Origin of the sequence: uncultured Brachyspira sp., assembly GCF_944393015.1 — a bacterium.
Lineage (GTDB): Bacteria > Spirochaetota > Brachyspiria > Brachyspirales > Brachyspiraceae > Brachyspira.
Window position 1 is genome coordinate 1 of sequence record NZ_CALXYQ010000040.1, and the last position, 26,552, is coordinate 26,552.

Annotated in this window: 20 protein-coding genes and 1 pseudogene; 15 read left to right on the forward strand and 6 right to left on the reverse strand. The window is 28.1% G+C overall.

The features are described from left to right. Positions 1-391 precede the first annotated feature (391 nt). Positions 392-2,093: pseudogene (locus Q0K19_RS11665) on the reverse strand (hypothetical protein). Between the two features lie 448 nt (positions 2,094-2,541). Here Q0K19_RS11665 and Q0K19_RS11670 point away from each other — a divergent pair. Further along, the gene (locus Q0K19_RS11670; protein WP_297248136.1) at positions 2,542-3,942 is read left to right on the forward strand and encodes a sodium:alanine symporter family protein; all 1,401 of its coding nucleotides are present in this window, start codon (positions 2,542-2,544) and stop codon (positions 3,940-3,942) included. 83 nt (positions 3,943-4,025) lie between these two features. On the opposite strand, the gene Q0K19_RS11675 is transcribed toward Q0K19_RS11670, so the two are convergent. Further along, positions 4,026-4,388: a methionine-R-sulfoxide reductase gene (locus Q0K19_RS11675; protein WP_048594247.1), complete on the reverse strand. Its 363-nt coding sequence runs from the start codon at positions 4,386-4,388 to the stop codon at positions 4,026-4,028. 145 nt (positions 4,389-4,533) lie between these two features. On the opposite strand from Q0K19_RS11675, the gene deoD reads away from it, so the two are divergent. The 3 genes from deoD to Q0K19_RS11690 all read left to right on the forward strand — a co-directional run bounded on the left by deoD (position 4,534) and on the right by Q0K19_RS11690 (position 8,773). After that, a complete protein-coding gene (gene deoD, locus Q0K19_RS11680; RefSeq protein ID WP_014487684.1) occupies positions 4,534-5,232 on the forward strand; it encodes a purine-nucleoside phosphorylase in 699 nt (232 codons plus the stop codon). A gap of 350 nt (positions 5,233-5,582) precedes the next feature. After that, positions 5,583-6,626 carry a 3-deoxy-7-phosphoheptulonate synthase gene (aroF, locus tag Q0K19_RS11685; RefSeq protein WP_297248141.1) on the forward strand — a complete coding sequence of 348 codons (1,044 nt, stop codon included), beginning with the start codon at positions 5,583-5,585 and terminating at the stop codon, positions 6,624-6,626. Positions 6,627-7,147: 521 nt separating this feature from the next. Next, on the forward strand, positions 7,148-8,773 hold the full coding sequence (locus Q0K19_RS11690) for a peptide ABC transporter substrate-binding protein (protein ID WP_297248143.1): 1,626 nt from the start codon (positions 7,148-7,150) through the stop codon (positions 8,771-8,773). A 3-nt stretch (positions 8,774-8,776) separates the two neighbouring features. Here Q0K19_RS11690 and Q0K19_RS11695 read toward each other — a convergent pair whose 3' ends face one another. Continuing rightward, the gene (locus tag Q0K19_RS11695) at positions 8,777-9,289 is read right to left on the reverse strand and encodes a DUF2147 domain-containing protein (RefSeq protein ID WP_297248145.1); all 513 of its coding nucleotides are present in this window, start codon (positions 9,287-9,289) and stop codon (positions 8,777-8,779) included. A 150-nt stretch (positions 9,290-9,439) separates the two neighbouring features. On the opposite strand from Q0K19_RS11695, the gene Q0K19_RS11700 reads away from it, so the two are divergent. The 7 genes from Q0K19_RS11700 (at position 9,440) to ahpC (ending at position 15,788) form a co-directional block, all read left to right on the forward strand. Next, complete coding sequence (locus tag Q0K19_RS11700) at positions 9,440-10,564, forward strand: aminopeptidase (protein ID WP_297248147.1); 1,125 nt, start codon at positions 9,440-9,442, stop codon at positions 10,562-10,564. 16 nt (positions 10,565-10,580) lie between these two features. Continuing rightward, positions 10,581-11,066: a GNAT family N-acetyltransferase gene (locus Q0K19_RS11705; protein ID WP_297248149.1), complete on the forward strand. Its 486-nt coding sequence runs from the start codon at positions 10,581-10,583 to the stop codon at positions 11,064-11,066. A 40-nt stretch (positions 11,067-11,106) separates the two neighbouring features. After that, positions 11,107-11,592: a GNAT family N-acetyltransferase gene (locus Q0K19_RS11710; RefSeq protein ID WP_297248151.1), complete on the forward strand. Its 486-nt coding sequence runs from the start codon at positions 11,107-11,109 to the stop codon at positions 11,590-11,592. Positions 11,593-12,004: 412 nt separating this feature from the next. After that, complete coding sequence (pyrH, locus tag Q0K19_RS11715) at positions 12,005-12,709, forward strand: UMP kinase (RefSeq protein WP_297248153.1); 705 nt, start codon at positions 12,005-12,007, stop codon at positions 12,707-12,709. 20 nt (positions 12,710-12,729) lie between these two features. After that, a complete protein-coding gene (floA, locus tag Q0K19_RS11720; protein WP_014488152.1) occupies positions 12,730-13,749 on the forward strand; it encodes a flotillin-like protein FloA in 1,020 nt (339 codons plus the stop codon). A gap of 129 nt (positions 13,750-13,878) precedes the next feature. Next, entirely contained in the window at positions 13,879-15,078 is a 1,200-nt protein-coding gene (locus tag Q0K19_RS11725; RefSeq protein WP_297248156.1) for a MalY/PatB family protein, read from the forward strand. Between the two features lie 146 nt (positions 15,079-15,224). Beyond that, the gene (ahpC, locus tag Q0K19_RS11730) at positions 15,225-15,788 is read left to right on the forward strand and encodes an alkyl hydroperoxide reductase subunit C (protein ID WP_014488150.1); all 564 of its coding nucleotides are present in this window, start codon (positions 15,225-15,227) and stop codon (positions 15,786-15,788) included. A gap of 136 nt (positions 15,789-15,924) precedes the next feature. Here ahpC and fabD read toward each other — a convergent pair whose 3' ends face one another. Beyond that, on the reverse strand, positions 15,925-16,839 hold the full coding sequence (gene fabD, locus Q0K19_RS11735) for an ACP S-malonyltransferase (RefSeq protein WP_012669742.1): 915 nt from the start codon (positions 16,837-16,839) through the stop codon (positions 15,925-15,927). 248 nt (positions 16,840-17,087) lie between these two features. Between fabD and Q0K19_RS11740 the strand changes: the two genes are divergently transcribed. The 3 genes from Q0K19_RS11740 to Q0K19_RS11750 all read left to right on the forward strand — a co-directional run bounded on the left by Q0K19_RS11740 (position 17,088) and on the right by Q0K19_RS11750 (position 21,249). Further along, complete coding sequence (locus Q0K19_RS11740) at positions 17,088-17,966, forward strand: cation diffusion facilitator family transporter (RefSeq protein WP_297248161.1); 879 nt, start codon at positions 17,088-17,090, stop codon at positions 17,964-17,966. An 87-nt stretch (positions 17,967-18,053) separates the two neighbouring features. Then, positions 18,054-18,533: a hypothetical protein gene (locus tag Q0K19_RS11745; protein WP_297248163.1), complete on the forward strand. Its 480-nt coding sequence runs from the start codon at positions 18,054-18,056 to the stop codon at positions 18,531-18,533. A gap of 457 nt (positions 18,534-18,990) precedes the next feature. After that, positions 18,991-21,249, forward strand: coding sequence for a transglycosylase SLT domain-containing protein (locus Q0K19_RS11750; RefSeq protein ID WP_297248164.1), 2,259 nt, complete (start codon positions 18,991-18,993; stop codon positions 21,247-21,249). Between the two features lie 121 nt (positions 21,250-21,370). Here the strand turns inward: Q0K19_RS11750 and Q0K19_RS11755 are convergent, their stop codons facing one another. After that, a complete protein-coding gene (locus Q0K19_RS11755; protein ID WP_048594256.1) occupies positions 21,371-21,799 on the reverse strand; it encodes a PepSY-like domain-containing protein in 429 nt (142 codons plus the stop codon). Positions 21,800-22,017: 218 nt separating this feature from the next. After that, entirely contained in the window at positions 22,018-24,582 is a 2,565-nt protein-coding gene (locus tag Q0K19_RS11760) for a hypothetical protein (protein WP_297248167.1), read from the reverse strand. 514 nt (positions 24,583-25,096) lie between these two features. Here Q0K19_RS11760 and Q0K19_RS11765 point away from each other — a divergent pair. Continuing rightward, positions 25,097-26,242, forward strand: coding sequence for an alanine--glyoxylate aminotransferase family protein (locus tag Q0K19_RS11765; RefSeq protein WP_014487701.1), 1,146 nt, complete (start codon positions 25,097-25,099; stop codon positions 26,240-26,242). Positions 26,243-26,552: the final 310 nt, after the last annotated feature.

Genomic DNA, 26,552 nt, shown 5'->3' on the forward strand with positions numbered 1-26,552 from the left:
TTTATTTCATTATGGTCTTCACCATTAGCTATATTAGCAGCTTCATTTACTGCCTCTTGGGCTTTTATTGTATATTTGTTATAATCCATATTCTAATTAATTAACGGCTTTAAACCGCCTAACTCCTTTATAAATTAATTATTTAAGTTTTGATTAAATAATTTGGTTTCAGCATTTAATTGCTGAACATTATTATATATGCAAAAAATATGCCAATCAATAGGTATGAAATGTTTTGTTTTAATACATTATGATTCTATTTTATTAATTATTTTTATGTTTCAATTATTATGACTGTATAAATTTTATATACTAAAAATGTTGTTATGTATAAAAATAATACTATAAATATATATTGTGTATTTATATAATATTAAAACTTATTATTTTTTTAGTTTATTTCAAAAGTGTAATGAGTGAAAGCCTTATCCGGTTTGAAATATTCATTGTTTTTATCTTTAATTATTTTAATCATATCAGCCATAGCTTTATAGTATAAAAAGTAATAACAATTCTTTTTATATTCTGATATAGGGGCATTTGTAAGTAAATTATAATATTTTGCAGATAAATTTAATGCTTCCTGATATTGATTATTTAATTTGAACTCTCTGTCATAATCCACCAAACGAACTAATTTTCCATTAAAATTAAATAAATCTGCTCCGCCGCTTTCCCAAGCTGTAGATGAAGTTATTTGATTTTTAGGAACTATTGTAATCCAATCTGTTTCTTTAGCTTTATCAGGGTGAACAGAAGACATTTGAATTTGATAAATACCTGAATTTTTAATATGTTCTTCTGTAATTGTGAAATTGGTTTCAAATCTATTAGCTGTTTCCATAATTTCTTTTACAGGAGGTATTGGATATGTTGTATTGAAAGTCCTATAATATTTGCCGTTAAGTTCTGTGTATTTAGGTTCAAAAGGTGTACCATCATCAGAGGCTGTATATGTAATTAAAGGATTTATTTTAAGATAGTTTACAATCTCTCCAGCATATCTAAAAGGATATGGTGTTTTTTCTAGCTCCCAATTAATACCATCTTCAGTAGACCATATTCCACCTTCCATAGTAGGTAGATAGGCTTTTAATATATCAAGATACCAATATCCGTCAGAAGTATTATATTTATATGCGTATGAATTTCCTCCTGCCATATACATTTTTTTACCGTCATAACGATAATTATCAATCCTAGTTCTTCTTCCCCAAGGTGTTTCATTGGTTTGCCAATTTTTAGGGTCAGATGTATCTTTTCCAACATCTATACTATAATAATATTTTGAATCCAAATAAAAATCTTCACTTGACGGAGGAATAAATCCATCTGTATAATAATCATATACTGTAGGGTGAGTAAATAGTAAAAATTTACCTTTAAAATACATTAATGTAGTATCAGCATGTCCTGAACCTATTCTTCCTTGGAAATTCGGATTATCAAAATTTAATTTAGGCAAAATATATTCTTTTTTATAAACATCAGGAGAGTCAATCCAATTTATCAAGTCTGAAGTGTCCTTGCCTCTCAAATTAAGGAAAACAGATGATATATATTTAAAATTAGTATTATAATATTTTATGTTTTTATATTCATATTTTTTCTCTGTTTTTGTATATATTGATCCATAATCACCAGATGCGGGAATTCTTACTTTGCTTTCTTCTATTAAAACTTTTCTTGAATTAAGATTAGTCCAATATTCTCTTTTTTCTAAATCATCACCCAATGAAAGACTATGTATTTTAGTTATAGTTTTTCCATTATTATCTATTTTTAATATAGCTCCTTTACCTGTTGGAGTTAATCTTTTAGTATTAGGATCATATTCGTATTCATTATCCCCCGAATACAGTTCCGTCTTTTACAATTTCTGGAGTAACAGTTATATTTTTTTCTTCTGTTTTTTCAGGAGGTATAGGCAGTGTTGGGCTTGGTGTAGGATATTCTGGTATTTGTCCGTTATTTGGAAATTCTGTTGGAGGAGGTATAATTGAAGGACTTAATAAATTTATTTTTCTGCATGAATTAATTAGAATAAAAAGAGATGCTAATAAAAATATAATTATATAAAATTTGTTTTTCATAAAAAGTATAAAATATTTTTATACAAAACTCATTATTTTCATTTATAGCTTGTATTAAAATATGTTTTTAATTATTTTTTATATTATAATATAAATATATCAAATAAATATAGTTTGTCAATTTTGTACAATTATAATTTTTAATTTAACTCAATTAATTATTATTATTATAAAAATTATTATTATTCATATTTTACTATATTAATATGTATTATGCTATATCAAAAAAATACTATTTATGATATAATATTACGCAAATAATTTAGTAAAATTTATTCAATTATATGGAAAGTAATATTCGTAATAATTGCGAACTGATTATTAAAGATTTTTGTATCAATATAATATTTTAAAATGATGCAATATATTTTAGTAACTTTTTTACTAATTTTTATAATGACAGAAATATTTTTTTGTAATATAAAATTAAAAATCATAGGAGTTTATTATGGATACTGTATCATCTATAGTAGCAAAAGTTAATAGTTTTTTATGGGATTATTTATTAATAATTTTACTATGCGGAAGCGGGATTTATTTCACTATAAGATTTAAATTCGTGCAAATTTTCAAATTTAAAGACGGCTGGGATAGAACATTCGGAAGTCTATCATTAATGGGTAAATCCGCAGGTAAAGAAGGTATGAGTTCTTTTCAGTCTTTAGCAACAGCAATCGCAGCACAAGTTGGTACAGGTAATTTAGCTGGGGCTGCTACTGCTTTAATATCAGGTGGTCCTGGTGCTATATTTTGGATGTGGGTATCTGCCTTTTTAGGAATGGCTACTATATTTGTAGAGGCATCTTTGGGACAAAAATATAAAACTACAACAGAGGACGGTCATATTATAGGAGGTCCTGCTTATTATATTCAGGCCGCTTATAAAGGTTGGTTTGGTAAAGTATTATCTGTTTTATTTGCAATATTTATTATATTAGCTTTGGGCTTTATGGGAAATATGGTACAGTCAAACTCTATAAGCGGTGCTTTTGTTAATGCATTTCCTCAAATCAAGCCTATATATGTTGGTGTAGTATGTGCTTTAATAGCTGCTTTTATATTTATAGGCGGACTTAAAAGAATAGCTTCATTTGCTGAAAAGATAGTACCTATAATGGCTTTGTTCTATATAATAGGTTCTTTAATAATTATTTTAATGAATATTGAAAATTTAGGCTCTTCTATAGTTTTAATATTTACTTCAGCATTTAATCCTCAGGCTGTTATAGGCGGAGGTTTAGGAATAGGTGTTCAGCAGGCTATGCGTTTCGGTGTGGCAAGAGGTTTATTCTCTAATGAAGCAGGTATGGGTTCTACTCCTCATGCTCATGCTTTAGCTAAAGTTAAACATCCATGCGAACAGGGTGTGGTTGCTATGATAGGTGTATTTTTTGATACTTTCATCGTTGTAACTTTAACAGCTTTAGTTATATTAACTTCAAATATATTGCAGACACAAATATATCCTTTAACATCTGCTGCTGATATACCGGAAATTTTGAAAGGGGTTGGTTTGCCTCAGGAAGCATTCAGATTAGGATTTGGTTATTTTGGTGTTATATTTGTTGCTATATGTTTATTCTTCTTTGCTTTCACTACAATAATAGGTTGGTATTTCTTTGGTGAACAGAATATAAAATATTTATTTGGAGTTAAAGCTAAAAAGGTTTATGCTGTATTAGTTGTAGGTTTCGTGTTATTAGGTTCAGCATTAAAAGTTGATTTAGTATGGTCATTAGCAGATACTTTTAATGGACTTATGGTTATACCGAACCTTTTGGGACTTTTAGCATTGGGCGGCGTTGTTTCTGTATTATTTAAAGAGTACAATGAGCTAAATAAAAAATAATATTTATATAATTAATATAATATAAAAAATAAAAGGGCTTATATAAAAAATATATAAGTCCTTTTTTATTTTGAAATTAATAATTATTTTTTAGGCTTGAATATTAAAGAAATAGAATTGACGCAATGTCTTGTATTTTTTGCAGTTAGATGTTCCCCTATAAATACATGTCCTAAATGTCCTCCGCAATTATTGCATGTTATTTCTATTCTGTAACCATCTTCATCTAATGATCTTTTTACTGCACCTTCTATTTCATCGTCGAAACTAGGCCAGCCGCAATGTGATTTGAATTTATCCTCAGAGCGATATAATTCAGCACCGCATTGTTTACAGCAATAAATACCATCTTCAAAAAAATCATTGTACTCGCCTGTAAAAGGATATTCTGTGCCTTTAAAAATTATTACATTTCTTTCTTCTTCCGTTAATTCTCTTTTTTCCATAGTTAAACTCCTAGAATATCAGTATATACAAAATATTATATTTATCAATTAGTTTTAATTATAAAATTATTACTTTGCTTGATATAAAAAAGATTAATATTTATAATAATCATAGTAATAAAAAATGAATAAAGGAGAAATATATATGGCTACACCTCATATAGCTGCCAATAAAGGCGATATTGCTGAAACTATACTTTTACCGGGAGATCCTTTAAGAGCTAAATTTATAGCTGAGAATTTTTTAGAAAATGTTACTCAATATAATTCCATTAGAAATATGTTTGGATTCACAGGTACATATAAAGGAAAGAAAGTTTCTGTTCAAGGTACTGGTATGGGAATGCCTTCCTGCAGTATTTATTCTTATGAGCTTATACATTTCTATGGCTGTAAGAATTTAATTCGTATAGGTACTGCCGGTGCTTTAGTGGATAAACTTCATATTGGTGATTTGGTTATAGGAATGGGAGCTTGCACAGACTCTAATTATGCTGCACAATATGAGCTTCCTGGCACTTATGCACCTATAGCTAGTTATGAATTATTAAGAAAAGCTGTTAATAAAGCTGATGAAATGAAAATAAATTATCATGTTGGTAATATAGTTTCATCTGATGTATTTTATGGTGCTAATAATGCTACTCCTAAATGGGCAAAAATGGGAGTATTGGCTGTTGAGATGGAGGCTGCTGCCTTATATATGAATGCTGCTTATGCTGGTGTTAATGCTCTTTGTATGGTAACCATTTCTGATTCTTTAGTTACAGGGGAGGCTACAACTGCTGAACAAAGAGAGAAGACTTTTACTAATATGATGGAAGTTGCTTTATCTTTAGCTTAAAATATTATTTGATAATGAGCATTTATAAATTTATTTTTATGAATGCTTATTATTTTTTTTATAAATTATTGACTTTTTTTATAATTTGTATATAATTAATTACTATGAAAGGTATTATTATTTCAAATAATTTCAAAAGCATCTACGCTTATTACTTTTTCTATTATGGCGTTTAAGGCGCCAGTATATCTATTTTTCTAATTTAAACACACACACACATATATATTATTAATTTTCATAGCTATTTGATAACTTTTTAATGACATATTATCATTTATGGCTTTAAAAACAAAAATTATTATCTATTTTATGCATAAAATTTTAAAATTATTTTTAAGGAGAATTATATTATGATAGTAGTAATGAAACCAAATGCAAAAGAAGAGCATGTAAACAGTATTATAGAAAGACTTAAAAATGCAGGTCTTGGTATAAATAAAAGTGTCGGAGTAGATTATACTGTAATAGGAATGGTAGGAGATACTTCAAAGATAGACAGAGAGTTAATAGCTTCTTTGCCGGGTGTATCTAAAGTATTGAAAGTTCAGGAGCCATTCAAAAGAGCAAACAGAGCATTTAAAAAAGAAGATACTGTAGTAGATGTAAGCGGTGTTAAAATAGGTGAGGGTAAACCTGTCATAATAGCAGGGCCTTGTTCAGTTGAGAGTGAGGATCAGGTTATAAATATTGCTAAAAGCGTAAAAGCTGCAGGAGCTTCTATACTTAGAGGAGGAGCTTTTAAGCCTAGAACTTCACCTTATGCTTTTCAAGGTTTAGCACTTGACGGACTTAAAATATTAAAACTTGCAAAAGAAGAAGTTGGAATACCTATAGTAAGTGAGATTGTTTCTATAAGACATTTAGAGGATTTTGAAAATACTGTGGATATGATTCAAATAGGTGCAAGAAACATGCAAAACTTTGAGCTTTTAAAAGAAGTAGGAAAATTAAAAAAGCCTATACTTTTAAAAAGAGGTTTATCAAGCACTATAGAAGAATGGCTTATGAGTGCAGAATATATACTGAATCAAGGGAATGAGAATGTTGTATTATGCGAACGAGGTGTAAGAACTTTTGAAACTTATACTAGAAATACTTTCGATGTTTCAGCAATTCCTGCAATAAAGCGTTTAAGTCATTTGCCTGTAATAGGAGATCCTTCGCATGCAAGCGGTAAATCTTGGATGGCACTTCCTCTCACTTTGGCGGCTATTTCTGCTGGTGCTGATGGTATGATTATAGAAGTACATAATGATCCTGAACATGCTTTATGTGATGGGGCACAGTCTATAAAGCCTGATGTATTTTCTGATATTATGGAATCTGTAAATATGATATCCGATACAGTTGCAAAAATAAAGGAAAAACATGGCGGTAAAATTTATACAAAATAATTTTTTATTATTAATAAAAAATTATTTGTTATTAGTATATACTGAAAATTTTTAAGTTTGTCAACCGTGAGCTGCGGCACCTTCCCGTACGGTACTGTTTCATCTTATCAAATGCCAACTATGCATGCGGTTGACTACTTATTATACAAAATCAATAATATATCTTGTATGTAAAAGATATATCATAAATATTAGAAAATTTTACTTCATAAAAAATTATAATTTAGATTTATAAAAATGTGAAAATTGACAAAATATAGTTGTTTAGTTATATACTCACAATTTTTATTTGCAAATTTTTTTAAGATCATCTGATAACTTTAGTTGTTAGCTAATATTAAGTGCGTTTATTACTAGCCGCAATAAAATGCTAATATAGCAATAACGGTGAGCTGAATCCATTGACTTAATTGATTAATTCAAGCCCTAGCAAGCAATAATAAAAATAATTTTTAAGTTAGATAATTATAATTTATTTCGATACTATAAAATATTAATACCATATTAGGAAGTATTATCTTATGAAAAAGAATATATTAATTAAATTATTTTACTTATTTTATGCTGTTTTTATTTTATCATGCCATAAAGAGCCTAAAAATATTTTGAATGAATTAACGGTATCTGTTGGTCCTGAACCTCAAACTATAGACCCTACTATAAATTCTGCAGTAGATGCTATGATATATACAACACATTTATTTGAGAATTTAACTATAAGAGATGAAAATAATAATATAATACCAGGTGCTGCTGAAAGCTGGACTTCATCTAATAACAATACAATATATATTTTTAATATTAGAAGCAATGCAAAATGGTCTGACGGAATGGATTTAAAAGCTAATGATTTTGCTTATGCTTGGAAACGTATAGTTGATCCTAAGAATGGGGCTTCATATTCAATACTTCTAGATGTTATAAAAAATGCAAGTGATATAATGATGGGTAATAAAGATAAAGAAACATTAGGAGTTAAAGCATTAGATGATAAAACTTTATATGTAGAATTAGAATATCCTGTACCTTATTTTGCAGAGATGGTAGCTCATACTGCTTACACACCTTTGAGAGAGGATATAGTAAGTAAAAATGAGGACGGCTGGACTTTAGATGTTAATACTATGGTTGGAAACGGGGCTTTTCAAATTGTACGTTGGGATCATAATTCAAGATTAGTAGTTCGCAAAAATACTGACTATTGGAATTATAAAGAGATAAAACCCGATATTATTAATTTTGAGTTTATAGATAATGATAATACAGCAATGTCAGCAATAATAAATGAAGAAATATATTTTTATCATAATACGCCTATAAATGACAGAGAAAAACTTTTAGAAGATGGTATTGCAAGACCTGTACCTAATATATCTCTTTATTTTTATGAGGTTGATAATAGAAAAGAACCTTTTAATGATGTTAGAGTGAGAAAGGCTATTTCTTTAGCTATAGATAGGGAATATATAGTGAATAATATTATGAAAGGAGGAGAAAAACCTGCTGCTGCTATTGTTCCTTATAATATAAAAGATGTTGACAGTACAAATGATTTCAGAAATAAAAGAGATGGATATTTTTCTACTAAAAGCGAGGATTATCAAAATAATGTAGAAGAGGCTAGGGCTTTACTTGCAGAGGCTGGTTATCCTAATGGAGAAAATTTTCCTGTATTTGAATTTATAAGTAATCCGGGCTTTCATATCACTATTGCCGAAAGTATACAAGCTATGTTAAAAGAAGCATTAAATATAAATATGGTTATAAGGCAGGAAGAATGGGCTGTTCTTTTACAGACTAGAAGAGATGGAAATTTTGATATGGCTAGACAGGGTTGGATTGGCGGATATAATAGCCCTGCTGCATTTTTATCTTTAGTAAAAACAGGATATGTATTGAATGAGGGCAGATATAGTAATCCTGAATTTGATAAGGCTTTATTAAATGCTTCACTTGCTGAAAGTGATTCAGATAGAAGTATGTATATGCATGAAGCTGAAAGTATTGCTATGAATGATATGGCTATTATTCCAATATATTATTATGCCGGAACTGTAATGCAAAATTCAAAATTAACAAATGTTATTTATGATATATTCGGTATATATAACTTTAGTAAGGCCGAGATTATAGAAAAAACTAATTAATATTTATATTCCTTTACCTTCTATTGTTCTTAATTTATTTACAGGAATATCTGAATATTTATTAGATTCTTCTTTTGAGAGTCTTGTCCATTCTACGGTAGCTCCTACTATGCCTCTTTTATCTAATGATGCTTTTAGGAATAATGTTTTCTTATCATCTGATAAACTTATTTTGGCATAGTATGTGCTTCCTTGATCTGTATGATATATTCTTCCTGTTTGCCATTCACCGTCTTTGAATTCTATATCATATATAAATATCAACCCTTTTAAATCTTTATCTCTTAATGATTTATTAGGATTATGTATATCTAATGTACTTTTTACATCGTCATGCAATGCTATACCATAAGCATACACTTTATTATCAATAACTATTATTTTGGCTATTTTCATTCTGCCTTTAGGTTTTTCAGGCATAGCCCAGAAACCTTCAACATCTTTTGCATTATTTTGACCATACAATAAAGAGCTAAATATAATTATAAATATTATAGAGAATATATTATTTTTCATTTTATAATCCAAATTTATTTTTTATAAATTATATATCTAAATAATATTTTTTCTATAGCGTTTTATAATTTATATATTGATTATTATTTTTTATTATGTAAAATTAATCAATCTAAAATAAATGAATTAAAATTATTAAGGAAACATTTTATGAAAGATTCTAGAATAGAAAAATTGGCTAAAAATATAGTTACTTATTCATGCAAATTAAAAAAAGGTGAAAAAATACTTATAAAATGCTATGGTGAGGGAGAGGAAAGAAATTTAGTAAATGCTATTATTAAAGAGGTTTATAAAGTAGGGGCAAGTCCTTTTGTTTGGAATCATGACCCTCATATACTTAGAGAATTATTGAAGCAATGTAATGAAGAGCAGATGAAAATTTGGGCTAAATCCGATTTAATGCTTATGAAAGAGATGGATGCTTATGTTGGAATATGGGGCGGATTAAATAGTTCAGAAAGTTCTTCTGTAAAAATGGAGAATCATGCTATATATGAAAAGTTTTATCTTGACCCTGTTCATATGAAAGAGAGAGTAAAAAATACCAAATGGGTTGTTATGAATTATCCTACACCAGCTATGGCTCAGCAGGCTTCTATGAGTACAGATGAATTTGAAGATTTTTATTTTAAAGTTTGTAATTTGGATTATTCTAAAATGTCTAAGGCTATGGATAATTTAGTAAAACTTATGAATAAAACTGATAGAGTGAGAATAGTTGGAAAAGACACTGATTTAACTTTCTCTATAAAAGATATACCTGCTATAAAATGTGCCGGAGAACTCAATATACCTGACGGAGAAGTATATACTGCTCCTGTGAAAAATTCTGTTAATGGTGTTTTATCTTATAATACACCTTCTTTATATAGCGACGGATTTACTTATGAGAATATTAAATTCGAGTTCAAAAACGGAAAAATAGTTAATGCTTCATGCAATGATACAAACAGAATAAATAAAATATTGGATAGCGATGCAGGTGCTAGATATATAGGAGAGTTTGCTATAGGAGTTAATCCATATATTACAGAACCTATGAAAGATATATTATTCGATGAAAAAATCATGGGAAGTTTCCATTTTACTCCCGGTGCTTGTTATGATGATGCTAGTAATGGAAACAGCTCTAAAATACATTGGGATTTGGTATGTATACAGACTAAAAAATACGGCGGCGGAGAAATTTATTTTGATGATAAATTGATAAGAAAAGACGGATTATTTGTTATTGATAGTCTTAAATGTTTGAACCCTAATAATTTAAAATAATATAAAAGGTTTGTAAATGAGTAATAAGAAATTTGATATTAGATTTACCGCTGTAGAAGATTGTGCTTTAATACTGAAATTTATAAAAGAGCTTGCACGTTATGAAAAATTAGAGCATGAAGTTACTGCAACTGAAGAGATACTTAAAGAATGGATATTTGAAAAGAAGAAATGCGAAGTTTTAATAGCTTCAGAAAATAATATAGAAATAGGATATGCATTATTCTTTCATAATTTTTCTACATTCTTGGGAAAGGCAGGTGTATATTTAGAAGATTTATATATTAATCCTGATTATAGAGGATTAGGATATGGAAAAAAACTTTTAAAAGAGGTGGCAAAGATTGCAGTTGAAAGAGGATGCGAGAGATTGGATTGGCAGTGTTTGAATTGGAATAAATCTAGTATAGATTTTTATTTATCACTCAATGCAATTGAGATGTCAGATTGGAATTCTTACAGGCTAAGCCATGAAGTTTTAAAAAGATTTGCTGAAGAATGATTTGTTAAATAATTATTATAAAATTTGAAGGTTTGTATAGATGAGTGATAAAAAATTTAGTATTAGATTTGCAGCTGTTGAAGATATACCAACTATAATGAGATTCATAAAAGAGCTTGCTGTTTATGAGAGCTTGGAGCATGAACTCAATCTTACAGAGGAAAGTTTAAAAGAAAATATTTTTGAAAAGAAAAAGGCAGAGGTTGTTATTGCTTTTGAAGATGATGTTCCAGTGGGTCATGCTGTATTTTTTGAAACTTTTTCTACTTTTGTTGGAAGGCATGGGCTTTATTTAGATGATTTATATGTCAATGAAAAATACAGAGGCTTTGGATACGGTAAGAAACTATTTGAAGAAGTTGCAAAAATAGCTCTTAGCAGGAATTGCGGAAGACTTGAATGGCAATGTTTGGATTGGAATAAATCGAGTATAGATTTTTATTTATCAACCGGAGCTGAAATGGTTAAGGATGCCAGAGTTTACAGACTCACTAATGATGCTTTAAAAAAATTTTTAGATTTTTAATATACTGGAACAACTACAATTTGTCAATTTTATTGTTGTTCTTTTTCCCGCCGCAAAAAGAACCAAAAAGTGCAAATATAAAATTAGTACTAAATAATACTAAAATTGTCTTACATGTAAAATAATTTATTACATTTAAGTTCAAATATAGCCTTTCGCGAAGCGTATCCGAGCTTGTCGAGGATATAAGCTTCTTTGTGGCAACAAAAGAAGTGGGGTTACCCTTCGGGTACGCTTCGCGGGGGCAAAGCCCCAAATATAAAAACAAAAATATAAATTTATTTTTTACAAAATGAAATTGCTTAGGTATATACTAAAATATTTTTATTTAATGATATGAACTATTAAATCTTGATTATATATGAAAAAAATAGTATAATTCAAAAAATTAACTTTAATAAAGAGGTCAATAATGAAAAAAAGAGTATTGCTCAAAATATCAGGTGAAGCTTTACTTGGTCAAAAAGAATATGGTATAGATAATAATGTTGTTGATAGAATAGCATTAGAGATGAAAGAGGCTGGAAGTGATACAGAAATAGCTGTTGTTGTAGGCGGAGGAAATATTTTCAGAGGTATGCAGTTATCTGATAAAACAGGTATGGTTAGAGCTACTGCAGATTCTATGGGTATGCTTGCCACTATTATGAATGCTATAGCTTTGAAAGACAGATTTATGGCAGCAGGCACTCCTACTCAAATACTTTCTGCTTTTAATATTGAAGGTATGATAGAAGGTTTTGAAAGGGACAAAGCAATTCGTATATTAGAAAGAGGAAATGTTTTGATAATTGCAGGAGGTACTTCTAATCCTTATTTCACAACTGATAGTACTGCAATACTTAGAGCTTTAGAGATTGGTGCTTCTATAGTATTAAAAGGCACTAATGTTGATGGGGTTTATGATAAAGACCCTAAAAAGAATCAAGATGCAAAAATGTATAATGAAGTAACTTTTAAAGAAGCTATTAATCAGAATTTAAGAGTTATGGATATGACAGCTTTTGCTATGGCCAATGATAATAATATGCCTATAAGAGTATTTAATATGCATACAAATGGAAACATTACAAAGGCTCTTTTAGGCGAGTATATAGGAACTTATGTACATAATTAATTTATTTTTTGGAGGTTTTTATGTTTGATTATGGTTATATACCTGTTATTCCAATGTTTATTGGTATTGTTATAATATTAATATTTATCATTATTTTCTTACGTTTCTTCCCAATAGGTTTATGGGTTACAGCTTTATTTTCTGGTGTAAGAATAAATATGATAACATTGATTACTATGCGTTTGAGAAGAGTTAATCCTTCACTTATAGTATTAAATCAGATAAAGTTATGGAAAGCAGGTTTAAAAATAGGAAGTAATGAGCTTGAGGCACATTATTTAGCAGGAGGAAATCCTACTGCAGTTGCTGATGCTTTGATTGCTGCTGATAAGGCTTCTTTGGATTTAAGTTTTGAAAGAGCTGCTGCTATAGATTTAGCAGGAAGAGATTTAGTTGATGCTATAAGAACTTCTGTATCTCCTAGAGTTATAGCTACACCTTTAATTGCCGCCGTTGCTAAAGACGGTATACAGGTGAAGGCTACTGCTAGAGTTACTGTTAGAACTAATATTAATAGACTTGTTGGAGGTGCAGGAGAAGAAACTATAATTGCTAGAGTAGGTGAAGGTATCGTTACTACTATAGGTAGTGCTGCTTCTCATAAAGAAGTTTTGGAAAATCCAGATAGAATCTCTCAAGTAGTTCTTGCTAAGGGTTTAGACTCTGGTACTGCTTTTGAAATACTTTCTATTGATATAGCGGATGTTGATGTTGGAAGCAATATCGGTGCTTTCTTACAGATTGACCAAGCTGAAGCTGATAAAAAAATTGCTCAGGCTAAAGCTGAAGAGAGAAGAGTTATGGCTATAGCCAGAGAACAGGAAATGCGTGCTCAGGTTGAAGAGATGAAAGCTAAAGTTGTTGAAGCTGAATCTCAATTACCTCTTGCAATTGCTGAAGCACTTAAAAAAGGAAATATCGGAGTATTAGATTATTATAACATGAAGAATGTTATGGCTGATACTGAAATGCGTTATAGCATATCCGGTATGGATTCAATGAGCAAAAATAATAATGCTTCAGGAAATGTGAAACAGTAAATTATTATTATAAATAAATTTTTTTTATAGGCTGTATATTTTTTATATGCAGCCTATTTTTATATAATTTTGAAAAATTAAAATTAATGTTATATTTATATATATTTATTTTTTATTTAGGATTATTTTATGACAATAGAACAATTTAATGATGAATATTTAGTGAGCAGAGAAGGCACAAATTCAGAAAAGTGGGAAACAAAAAAAGATAAAAGATTCAATACGGACGGACTTCTTCCTATGTGGGTTGCTGATATGGAGTTTAAAGCACCTAATGAAGTAATAGAGGCTATAAATAAAAGAGTTATGCATGGAGTTTTTGGATATACTGTTTTATGGGATAGTTATTTTGAGGCATTTTTTAATTGGCAGAAAAGCAGATACAATATAGATTTAAAAAAAGAATGGATAAGTTTTTCTACAGGTGTTGTAACTTCTATATATTGGCTTGTTAATGCTTTTACTCAAAAGAATGATTCTGTTATTATACTTACTCCTGTATATTATCCTTTTCATAATGCTGTTAAAGATAATGGCAGGAATTTAATTGAATGCGTATTGAATAATGATAATGGTATTTTTTCTATAGATTTTGATAGATTAGAAAATGATATTGTAAAAAACAATGTTAAAATGATGATATTCTGTAATCCTCATAATCCTGTAGGAAGAGTATGGACTGATGAAGAGATAGATAAAGCTTTTGATATATGTAAAAGATATAATGTTTATATAATTTCAGATGAGATACATCAGGATATTAATTTGGGAATTCGTCCTTTTATATCTGCACTTTCCATAAAAAATAAAGATAAGTATATGGATAAATTAATAGTAGTAACTTCTGCATCAAAGACTTTTAATTTAGCATGTCTTTTGAATTCGCATATTATCATACCTAATGAAGACATGAGAAAAATATATAATGATTATGTTAATACCATAAGTAAGACTGAATTGAGCTTGCTTGGTATGGTTGCTGCGGAGGCTGCTTATAAATATGGAGCAGATTGGCTTGACGGATTATTAAAAACTTTAAAAAGAAATTATGATTATATTAAAAATGAATTAAATGAAAAAGTACCTGATATAATAATAAGTCCTTTAGAAGGTACATATTTGCCTTTTATAGATTTAAGAGAAGTTGTTAATCCTGATAGGGTTAAAGAGTTTATACAAGATGATTGTAAAATAGCTGTTGACTTTGGAGAATGGTTCTCTAAAGATTATAAGGGTTTTATAAGATTAAATATTGCTGCAAGTTTTGAATATATAAAAATTTTTACTGATAATGTTATTTTGCAGCTTAAAACTAAAAATTATAAATAAGGCTTTGTTTTTTTGTATAAATTAAAATTATGAAAAAGTGATATTTTTTAGTAATTTTTACTAATATAGATACTTTTTTACTTGACAAAAACTATTATTTAGTGTATTGTTAGAGCATACAAACAATAAATAAAAGGAGTTATAATATGAGTTTAATAAATAAAAAGCTAATAGATTTCAAAGTTGAAGCTTATCAAAATGGAGAATTCAAAACAGTTGAAACTAAAGATGTTTTAGGAAAATGGAGTGTATTTTTCTTCTATCCAGCAGATTTCACATTTGTATGTCCTACAGAATTAGAAGATTTAGGTTCAGTTTATGAAGAATTAAAGAAAATTAACTGTGAAGTATATTCTGTATCTGCTGATACACATTTCGTACATAAAGCTTGGGCTGACGCTACAAAAACTATAGCTAATCTTAAATATACTATGCTTGGAGATCCAACAGGAGTATTAGGAAGATTCTTTGAAGTATTTGTAGAAGAAGTTGGACAAGATTTACGCGGCAGCTTTATCGTAAACCCAGAAGGTTTGATCAAAGCTTATGAAGTACATGATATGGGAATTGGTAGAGATGCTAATGAATTAGTTCGTAAAGTTCAAGCTGCTCAGTATGTAGCTGAACATGGCGGCGAAGTTTGTCCTGCTAAATGGAAACCAGGTGCTAAAACTTTAAAACCAGGAATTGATCTAGTTGGTAAACTATAATCTATTAACCATATAGAATATTAGGACATATAATTAATTTTATATGTCCTTTTTTATTGCATTATTTTTTGCAAAATAAAAGACAAGAAATATTTAATAAAATAAATCTTGTCTTTTTTATTTTTAATTAATTATATTATTGAATAGCAGCATTTAAAGAATCAATATCAAATACAGGCAATGCTGTTATGTCAGGAGTGATTTTTTTAGTCATTCCAACTAAAACTTTTCCAGGTCCGCATTCAAATATTTTTGTTATTCCTTGTTTTTGCATATTAAGCATGCTGTCATACCATCTTACAGTTGAGAACATTTGTTTATATAAATTTTCTTTTATAGAATTAAAGTCATGAACTTCAGCTGTAACATTTGATAATACTTTATTATCATTGTTATGTAATTCGATTTTTTCTAAGAATTCTTTTAAACTGTCTGCAGCAGGTTTCATAAATGGAGAATGGAAAGCTCCAGATACTTTTAAAGGAAGTACTCTTTTAGCACCAGCTTCCTGAAGTTTAGGAGTAACTGCTTCTATTGCACTAAGTAATCCTGATATAACTATCTGATCTTTTAAATTGTAATTAGCAGCAACAACTTCTTTGTTTTCAGGCATACATTTAGAAACTGCATCATAATCTAATCCCATAACAGCAGCCATACCATAAGGGGCATCAGCACCAGCCTTAGCCATTAATAAACCTCTAGTTCTAGCAATTTTTACAGCATCTTCAAATGATATATATCCTGCAGCTGAAAGTGCAGTAATCTCACCCAAACTATGACCTGCAAATAAATTTCCTTTAACACCTTTAGCTTTTAAAGCCTCATAAACAGCCATACCTACTGTAACTAAAGCAGGCTGAGTATTTTCTGTTTTTTTAAGATCGTCTTCGCTTCCTTCAAAACATAATGCTTTGATATCAACATCGTCTAAAATATTAGCTGCCTTATCGAATATTGCTTTAGATTCAGCAACATTATCATACAAAGATTTTCCCATACCGGCACATTGAGAACCTTGACCTGGAAATAGAAATGCTATATTTGACATATTTTATTCTCCTTTCTTATTATAAATATTTTATTTTCTTAAAATTAAATAATATAAAATATTAACAAAAAATTTAACTTTTATCAAGACATTAATTTGATTTTGAGGATTCTTATATTAGTTATATTATTTTAATTAAAGTTAAAAGATTCGAATCTGTAAACAACAATTTATATTTGAATAATTGACATTTTATATTAAATTGATTATCTTTAATACAATGCTTAAAATTAATTTGGGGTTATAAAATGAACATGAGTAATGAGAAGAAATCTAAATATATGATAATAGAGGGTATAGTATCTGTAATCATCAATATATTATTATTTGCTTTTAAATATGCTGTAGGTTTGCTTACAGGTTCTCTTTCGATTATGGCTGATGCTTGGCATTCATTAAGCGATTGTATAAGCAGTATAATAGTTATAATAGGTGGAATATTTTCAAAAAGACCTCCAGACGAAGAACATCCTTTCGGACATGGAAGAATAGAACTTATAACAAGTTTTATAGTTGGAATAATGCTTGTATTTATAGGATATAGTTTTTTCTCTGAAGCTATTCAAAACATTATGAATAAAAAATCAGCTTCATTTACAACTATGGCTATAATTGCTATGGTGGTTTCAATACTTGTTAAAGAATTATTAGCACAGTATTCTTTTTGGGGATACAGAAAATCCGGTTCAAAATCATTATATGCTGATGCTTGGCACCACAGAAGTGACAGTGTTACTTCGATAATCATATTAGTTGGTATTTTATTTGGTAAAAGTTTTTGGTGGTTAGATAGTGTATTAAGTATATTAGTTTCACTTGTAATATTTTATGCTGCTTTTGATGTTATTAAATCCAGTGTAAAACCTCTGATAGGAGAGTACCCTTCTAAAGAAACTATAGACGGCATTAAAAAAATAGCTGAAGAAATGAATATAGATAATGCCGATTTAAATCTTCATCATTTTCATATACATACTTATGGAGATCATAGCGAAATAACTTTTCATATGCGTTTTCCTAAAGATATGACTGTTTTTGATGCACATTTGAAAGCTACATTATTTGAAAATGCAATAAGAGAAAAGTTGAGTATAGAGCCTACTATACATATAGAAGCATATAAATAAATGCTTATCTAATAAAAAATAGGGGCGGGTGGGCGGGCTGAGTAGATTCTCATTGATATTTTTCATTTTTATTTTATCATAAACACTATGATAGAGAGTGCCATTTTAAATGATAAAAACTTGGAAGAATATTTTTTATTTACTGATGATTCTAAATTAATAAAGTATAATAAAAAAGATAATTCGTATAAATATTTAATAAAAATAGAAAATATAAATTCCAAAGAAGAAGCTACAGTTTTAAAATTAATGTATCCTTATATATGTATAACTGAAGAGAAAGGTTTAAATTCTGCTGTTGTAAATATAGAAACATTGGAAGTAATTTATTTAAAAAGAGAAGATTATCATTCTGAAGTATCAAGCTATTCTAATGAATTTTGTATTATTAATAATGAAATACATCTTATCACTCAAACTAAATGGAATACTCTTAATATAATGAATTTAAAAACTAAAGAGATGATAACAGATATTAACCGAGATGAAGAAAAATTTGGTATAGATTATTTTCACAGTAATTTATTAGTATCAAAAGATTATAAACATTTTCTTTATTATTGCTAGCGATAAACTCGTCAAAATGTAGCTGACAACTTCCTTCGTCAGTTATCAGCTGCTCGTTTATCGCTTTAAAAAATTAAATTATAACTAATATTTAATTTTATACTAATATCAAAAATAATAAAAAATAATAATTTATTATTATTGCTAGCGATAAACTCGCCAAAATGTAGCTGACAACTTCTTTAGTCAGTCATCAGCTGCTCGTTTATCACTTTAAAACTTAATAATATTATTAATAAAAAGTGAGCCGAAACCCTTCCCATAGGGACACAGGCGTGTAACTTAATTTATTAAGTTAAGCCTTTAGATGTAGGTTAGCATAACAATAATAAAAAATAATTTTTGATAAAATATGTTTGTTTAGGTATATAATCGAAATGTAAAATTTATTTGCAAAAAATCAAAAAAGTAATACAATAATAGTTACTATATAAAAACTATTTCAGGCTTATTTTAAATGAAGAATACTATCTTAAAAATTTTTAATAAAAGAGTTTTACTTTTTACATTTTGTTTTGAAATCATTGTTATTGTAATGACATCTATATTAGGTGCTCAGGATATATCATTACAAAAGAATATTATATCAAAAAATAAAATAAATTATGGTACAGCATTAGAACTTCATAATAGAGAAAAATATTTAGAGGCTTATAATCAATTTACAAATATTATGAATACAGAAGATGATATGATTATAAGAGATTATGTTATATATTACGGTGCTAAAAGTGCTTTGCTTACAAATATGTACAATGAAGCAATAGATTTATATGCTTTATTAATGAAAGAATATCCGCGGTCATCATTGTACCCTTATGCAGAACAGTATAAAGCATTAGCAGAGTTTTACAGAGATGATTATCCTATAAGCAATTTTTTTAATGGAAAGACTCAAAAATGGATCAAAGAGTTTGTAGGAATAAGAGCTTTAAGAAATACTGATGATACTAATAAGGCTAGAATGATAGCTTATGAACTTCTAAATAGATTCGGATTAAGTGAGGCTGCTATATATTATAATAATAATTTTTCCGAAGATATTTCATCCTTTCCAAATAATTTAAAATTTAAAACAGCAGCTATACTTTATGAAGCAGGATATAGAAAGGCATCTTTGAAGCATTTTGAGGATTTATATGATAATAATTCACATAAGGCAAGTTCTACATATTATATGGCTAGAATTAAGCAGAAGTCTGGGGATAGAAAAGATGCTGCAGCTTTATTTGATGAATATTTATCAAATGCCAATAATAAATCACATAGAAGATTAGGGCTTTACTATTCAGCAGATAATTATACTAAATTAAAAAATTATAATAAGGCAGTGGATCTTTATAATACTTTTTTGAAAGAATATCCTAGAGATGATTATGTTCCTAGAATATATAATAGTTTTGTTACTTTAAGTTTGAATAGAAATAATTTAGTTCAGGCAAAAACTTATCTCACAAATGTAATGAAAAGATTTCCTAAAAGCTGGCAGACAGAACTTGCTTTAAAATCATATTTAAGAAAGGCATTCAAATTAAACAATAAAACAGAAACTTATTTTGCTACCAAAGCTTTAGAAGCAAGATATCCTAGTTTCAGGCATGATTTTGCATTATCTTGGAATATGTGGACGGCTGAAGAGTTTGGAGATATTGAAAAAAGAGATGAATATTTAATGAAAACACTTCTTACAAGTAAAAGCCATTATTTTGTAAAAGGTGCTTTGAGTCTTGCCAATAATGAGATGATAGCTAATGTTCAGCTTAGCAATACTTATTATTTGAATGAAGCTAAAAGATATTATTCAGATTCTAATTTTACTAAATCTATGCAAATGCTTAATAAGATACAATTTTTAAATTATATTGCTACAGGCAAAGAAGATAATATTACAAGAGAGGCTAGGGCATTAGCTAAAAATATTCTTATGAGAAATAAATTTGTAAAAGATTCATATGCCAATAGAAACGAGAATGATTTATTTAATGAATTATCACTTCAGACTAGAAGGGAAGTTAATAAAGCAATAATATTATATTATTACGGCGATTATGATAATGCATATACAGAGTTCGATAAAATATTCAGAAAGACTCAGGTAACATATCCTTTATTTTATTTTGCTGAGAAAATATTTAAAGATTCGGGAAATACAAAAAGACTTATACAAGTATCAGCAAATATAGGTAAATATTTTGGATATCCTTATAATGATAATGTTGATTTGCTTCCAGATGAGTTTAGAAAGAGAGTGTATCCTAGATATTTTGATGAGTATGTTGTACCTGAAGCTAAATACTATAAGATAGAGCCTGCCTTTGTATATGCTATAATGAGAGAAGAAAGCCTATTTGATCCTAAAGCTCAGTCTTGGGTTGGAGCTATGGGGCTTATGCAGTTAATGCCTACAACAGCAGCAGCTGAAAATAAAAAGTCTAGATATAGATACAATCCTTTAGATTTAACAGATCCTAAGCAGAATATTAATTTAGGTGTTTCTCATTTAGGCTGGTTATTCAGCAGTCAAAAGGCAAGTAATTATATATTAGTAGCAGCAAGCTATAATGCAGGTTCAGGTAGAGGAAGAAGATGGAAAGCAGAGTACGGCACTAATAATATGTATCGTACAGGAAGATTCATTGATATCGAAGAAACTGAATATTATGTAGAGAGAGTTATAAAAAGCTATGAATATTACAGCAAGTATTATAAAGATTGATAATATAATGCTTTATAACTTTATATTTATTCATTTTAATTTGTTTTAAATTTTGAATGTTAAAAAATTACAGGGCATTAGAAATCTAATACCCTGCATTGTATATGGGATGGAAAGTAAATCAATCGTCGAATTTTTGTCCTATCAGCTGACCGTCAGAAGATATATAAAGCTCCATCATATTATTCAGCTTTATTTCATAAGTACCCCATTTCTTTTCAGCACTTATTATAACGGTTTGCGGATATGTGTTTCTTATTGTGTTTGCAACATTGGCAGGAAAGGCATTATACGGTATTCCAATATACTCAGCATCTATTTCCTTCCAATCTCCATTTCCTAAGAAGTCTATTTTTATGCCGTTAGAAAGCTCTACCTCATATTTACCATCATCCATTTCAACATACCATATTTGTGCATCTGGAAATATTTGAGCTATAAATTGTCTAGCTCTTTCAGGTAATTGTTCAGGAGAAACTATCCAATCATCAGCGAATAGACTGCTGGAAGAGATTATGATAATTGTTAATATTACTTTTAGTATTTTCATAAATAACCTCCTCCTTTTATATTATTAGTATATCATATTTATTATTATGTGTCAATATTTTTTACAAATATTTTACTTCTTGTTTACAAGGTATTTGTTTTTATAATTATTGCTTACATATTATCGTATATGTTTGCTGTAAATTTAAAAAAACAGTTCTAATATGAAAATATTAAAACTGTTTTTACATAAAATATATATTTTTATAAAATTTATTGTTAATTATCTTGTTTTTTGAAATATAAAACTATATTTACAATAGAAATTACTATAAATATTATCCAGCAAATTATTGTACTGTATAAATATTTCATTGTAGGTGTGAACTCGAATACAATATTATTATCACCAGCATCAACATAAACACCCCTGAATAATAAATTAGCATTTAATAGCTCTTTCTTTTCTCCATTTACAGTTACAGACCAATCTGTATTATAACGTTCTTTAGATACAAGAATACCAGCTTCAGGAGTTTTTACATTAATTACTATTTTATTATCTGTTTCTTCAAGTAATTCTGCAGTGTATATTGCATTTCCATTATTCAAAGTGATATTATTATTTGAATTATTAAGCAAAACAACCTCATTAGCTAAATTGAAATTAGGCATTGTAATTCTTCCGAGTCCGTCATTGAAATCTACTGCATTATAGGCATTATTAACAAATTCATACTTATTTCTATATCCTTTAAGTTCATATAATACAGCAGCAGAGAATTGATCCTGATATTCAGTTATCTTTGTCAAATCATTAGAAAGTATTGACTGATCTAAATATGTAGGACTTAAAATATATCTTACTCCAAGTAAATCCATAAGTCTAGGCTGATAACCTACATAATCATTTATTCTGAATGCTGAAAATACATCAGTAATATCTTTTGATAATCGGCTTGCAGCAGGAGGCTCAGTTAAAGGTATTTTGTAATAAGGCATTGTGTGAGTAGTATATCTGTATAGATAAGGAATCAATATAGGCATTGTTGTTTCATTGCCTTTTTCATTCAATATATGATCAACTATAGGAGTAGATTTATACATTTGATCATAATTAGATTTTACTACAAACATGTTTCCGCTTTGAGCTAAATCCAAGAATAATACAGCTATAAACATATAAGGCAAATATTTATAGAATAATTTATCTTTATTAGCTATTACAACATATAAAAATACTATTATACTTCCTATTATAAGGAAACCTATATGTCCTAAATCATACACAGAGAATAATATAAATCCTATTAAAGGTACTATTACAAGGAATTTATCTTTTATGGTTATTTCTTTTAATGAAATGGCATTATTAATTAAAAGAAGTACAGAAGAAGATATTAAAGTTAATCTTATAAATGACATGAATATATTTTTTGATATTAATGCAGCATTAGCTTCCTTCCAATCAGTTACAAAACTATTATATATCATTCCATTTGTTAATATTGTTATTAATGCAAGTATGGCAGAAGCTATTGTTATCGCATACATAATTTTTTGAGCTATATTTATATATTTATAATCATCTTCTAAATATTTTAATAGTTTATCCTCTTTTTTTGCTTCTAATGCTTTAAATATATAATCGCCTGCAAATGATGAAAGAATTGCAAATGGAATAGGTATAATTTCTATAAATTTATTAGGATTTCTTGCATCTCTGAATATTGGTATTTGAAATAAAGCTCCGTATATAACAGGAAAATATCTTCCGAAACTTGCTATTAAAAAGAATAAGGCTGTACCAATCCAGAAATATTTTTCACTGTATTTTTTTCTGCTTATAAATATTGCAAATATTATAAAAATAAAAGTGATATAACCAATATTAGCAGAAGTTAAAGAGAAGTTTGAAGTTTTAGGCTCTCCAGGCATATTAGCTATTCTTCCCCAATAAGGGTGAGTTTGACTTCCTGAATAGTATCCGAAGAATCCAGGTATAAAGAATCCCAATACTTCTTCAGGTGGATATGACCATCTTGTTGCCCATTCCCATAATTGATTCTTATCTGTAACTCCAGCTGCTCCCATATCCTGAGTATTTCTTGTTATCATTATAATTTGTATAGACATCAAAAAAGAAAATACTGCTACTAATGCAAATTTTACACATAAAAGAATTATTTTTTTTATATCTGTCTTTATAAAGTCAATTATTTTCTTATCATTTTTTTTATTGTAAAGCAAATATAAGAAATAACATGATAAAAATAAAGCGAAGTACATTGCAACGTCCAAAGCTCCGCCTAAAAATGCTATACCCAAAAAAGCACCTGTAAGAAGGAAATGAATCCATTTTTCACTATTCATAGCTTTTGAAAGAAAATATAATACAAATGGAAAATAACAGTAAGTTTCAAATTTACCTAAATGACCTGGAAGTATTAATGTGATCATAGCATTTGAAAACATCAAAGCAACTGCACCAAACATAGATGCTTTTATTGATAATTTCTTTTCTCTTAAAAATAAAAATAATCCATATCCCATAACAGTAATATGAAACATTATACTTACTTGAGGGTATATAGTATTAGGTAATAATGCTATTAATAATGACTTTGGGTGAATAGGTACTGTTGAAGAAGTAGCTATTGTAAAATAAGCATTATTCCAAAAATATAAATTTCCGCTGAATATTGCATCTTTAATATTTTTAATATCCCATAATATAACATCGCCCATTTGAAGATAGGAAAATGTTAAATTACTATAGAAAAATAGTATAGAAAGAATTGCAAATATAATAGGATATATAATTTCTTTTTTTAATGATTTCATTATTTGTTTTCCTTAAATTAAAGTAAGTTATATGTATGTTTTTATGATAAATAAAAAATTAGATATTAAATAATATATAAAAGATACTGTATTGTCAAGGAGTTTTGTATTAAAATATTTTATGTATTATTTATGTTAAAGAAAAAAGTATTAATTTAAAACGGATACATTGAAATACATTTTATTAATGATTTTAATATAATATTTAGTCCGAAATATATACAATATTTTTATATAATTTTTAATTATAAGTTTGTAACTATTTTTTATTATAGATGTATGATTATTATTAATATAACTATGAAAAGAATATTTTTTATGATATATAATATTTTATATATTAAATAAATTATAAAAAACAATCATTTTTATATATAAAATAACTATTTTATATATAAATAATCTAATTTTTATATAAATATTACTAGATACAGTATTGTAAAAAAAAATATATGTACTATAATATATGAAATATTTTTTTATTTTATTGATGATTTTTAAGGAGACTTTTATTATGAGAGATAAAACATTTTTGATGATACCAGGGCCTACTCCAGTACCTGAATCAGCATTAATAGAAATGGCAAAACATCCTATGGCACATAGAAGCAAAGAATTTTCAAATATCTTAAAAGAAGTTTATGAAGATTTAAAATATGTGTTCCAAACTAAAAATGATGTATATTTATTCACAGCAAGCGGAACAGGTGCTATGTGTGCTGCTTTAGAAAACCTTATTAATGAGGGTGATAAAGTATTATGCTTATCTATTGGTAATTTTGGGGCAAGATGGGCAAAAATCGCTGCAAGCAGAGGAGCGGTAGTTACAAAAGTAGAAGTTGAAGCTGGAAAAGTTATAACTCCTGAAATGCTTGAAGAAGCTTTGAATAAAGATAAAGACATAAAGATTGTAACTCTTACTCATAGTGAAACTTCAACAGGTGCTGCTAATGATGTAAAAACATTATGTTCTATTATAAAAAAACATGGTGCTGTATCAGTTGTAGACGGTATAACAAGTTTATGTGCTATGGAGTTTAAAACTGATGAATGGAATATTGATGTTGCTATATCTGGTTCTCAAAAAGGATTTATGATTGCTCCTGGACTTTCATTTTTAACTGCAAGCGAAGATGCTTTCAAAATGCATGAAAAATGTAAATATCCTAGTTTTTATTTTAACTGGACTGAACATAAAAAGTCTTTAGCTAAAGATACAACCCCTTTTACTCCTGCAGTGAGTCTTATAACTTCTTTACATACTGCTTTAAAAATGATAAAAGAAGAGGGTATTGAAAATGTTAATAAAAGACATAAAAAACTTTCTCTTGCTTTAAGGGCTGCTGTAAGAACTATAGGATTAAAATTGCTTGTAGAAGATGATAATAATGCAAGTCATGCTATCACTTCAATACTTCCTCCTGAAGGAATAAGCGTACCTGATATAAGAAAAACTTTGAAAGAAGATTATGATATAATAGTTGCAAATGGTCAGGGTAATTTAGAAAATAAAATCTTTAGAATCGGAAGCCTTGGATTTGTATGCGAAAGAGATTTAATAATGGCTATGGGAGCATTAGAGGCTAGCCTTTTAAAATTAGGATACAAATTTGAATTAGGCAGCGGAGTTAAAAAGTTAATTGAAGAATTAAATAAATAATAGTAAATAGTTTTGATTATTTTATATATTCTAATATAATGTTTTTTCATTATATTAGAATATTTTATTTTTATTAGTAATAGTTATAAAGCGAGAAAAAGTTTATCAAATAATTTATTATTGATGGACTTATGTGTTTTTTCGAGTATAGTAATATTTATAAAGAGATAAAAATGATGCAATAATTTATTATTGGTTAGTTTTTATACTTTTTTCGAGTATAGCAATAAAAAAAGCGAGAAAAATCCGCCTCGATAATTCATTATCGAGGGGCTTATAGGATTTTTCGAGCATAGTAATAAAAGAAGCG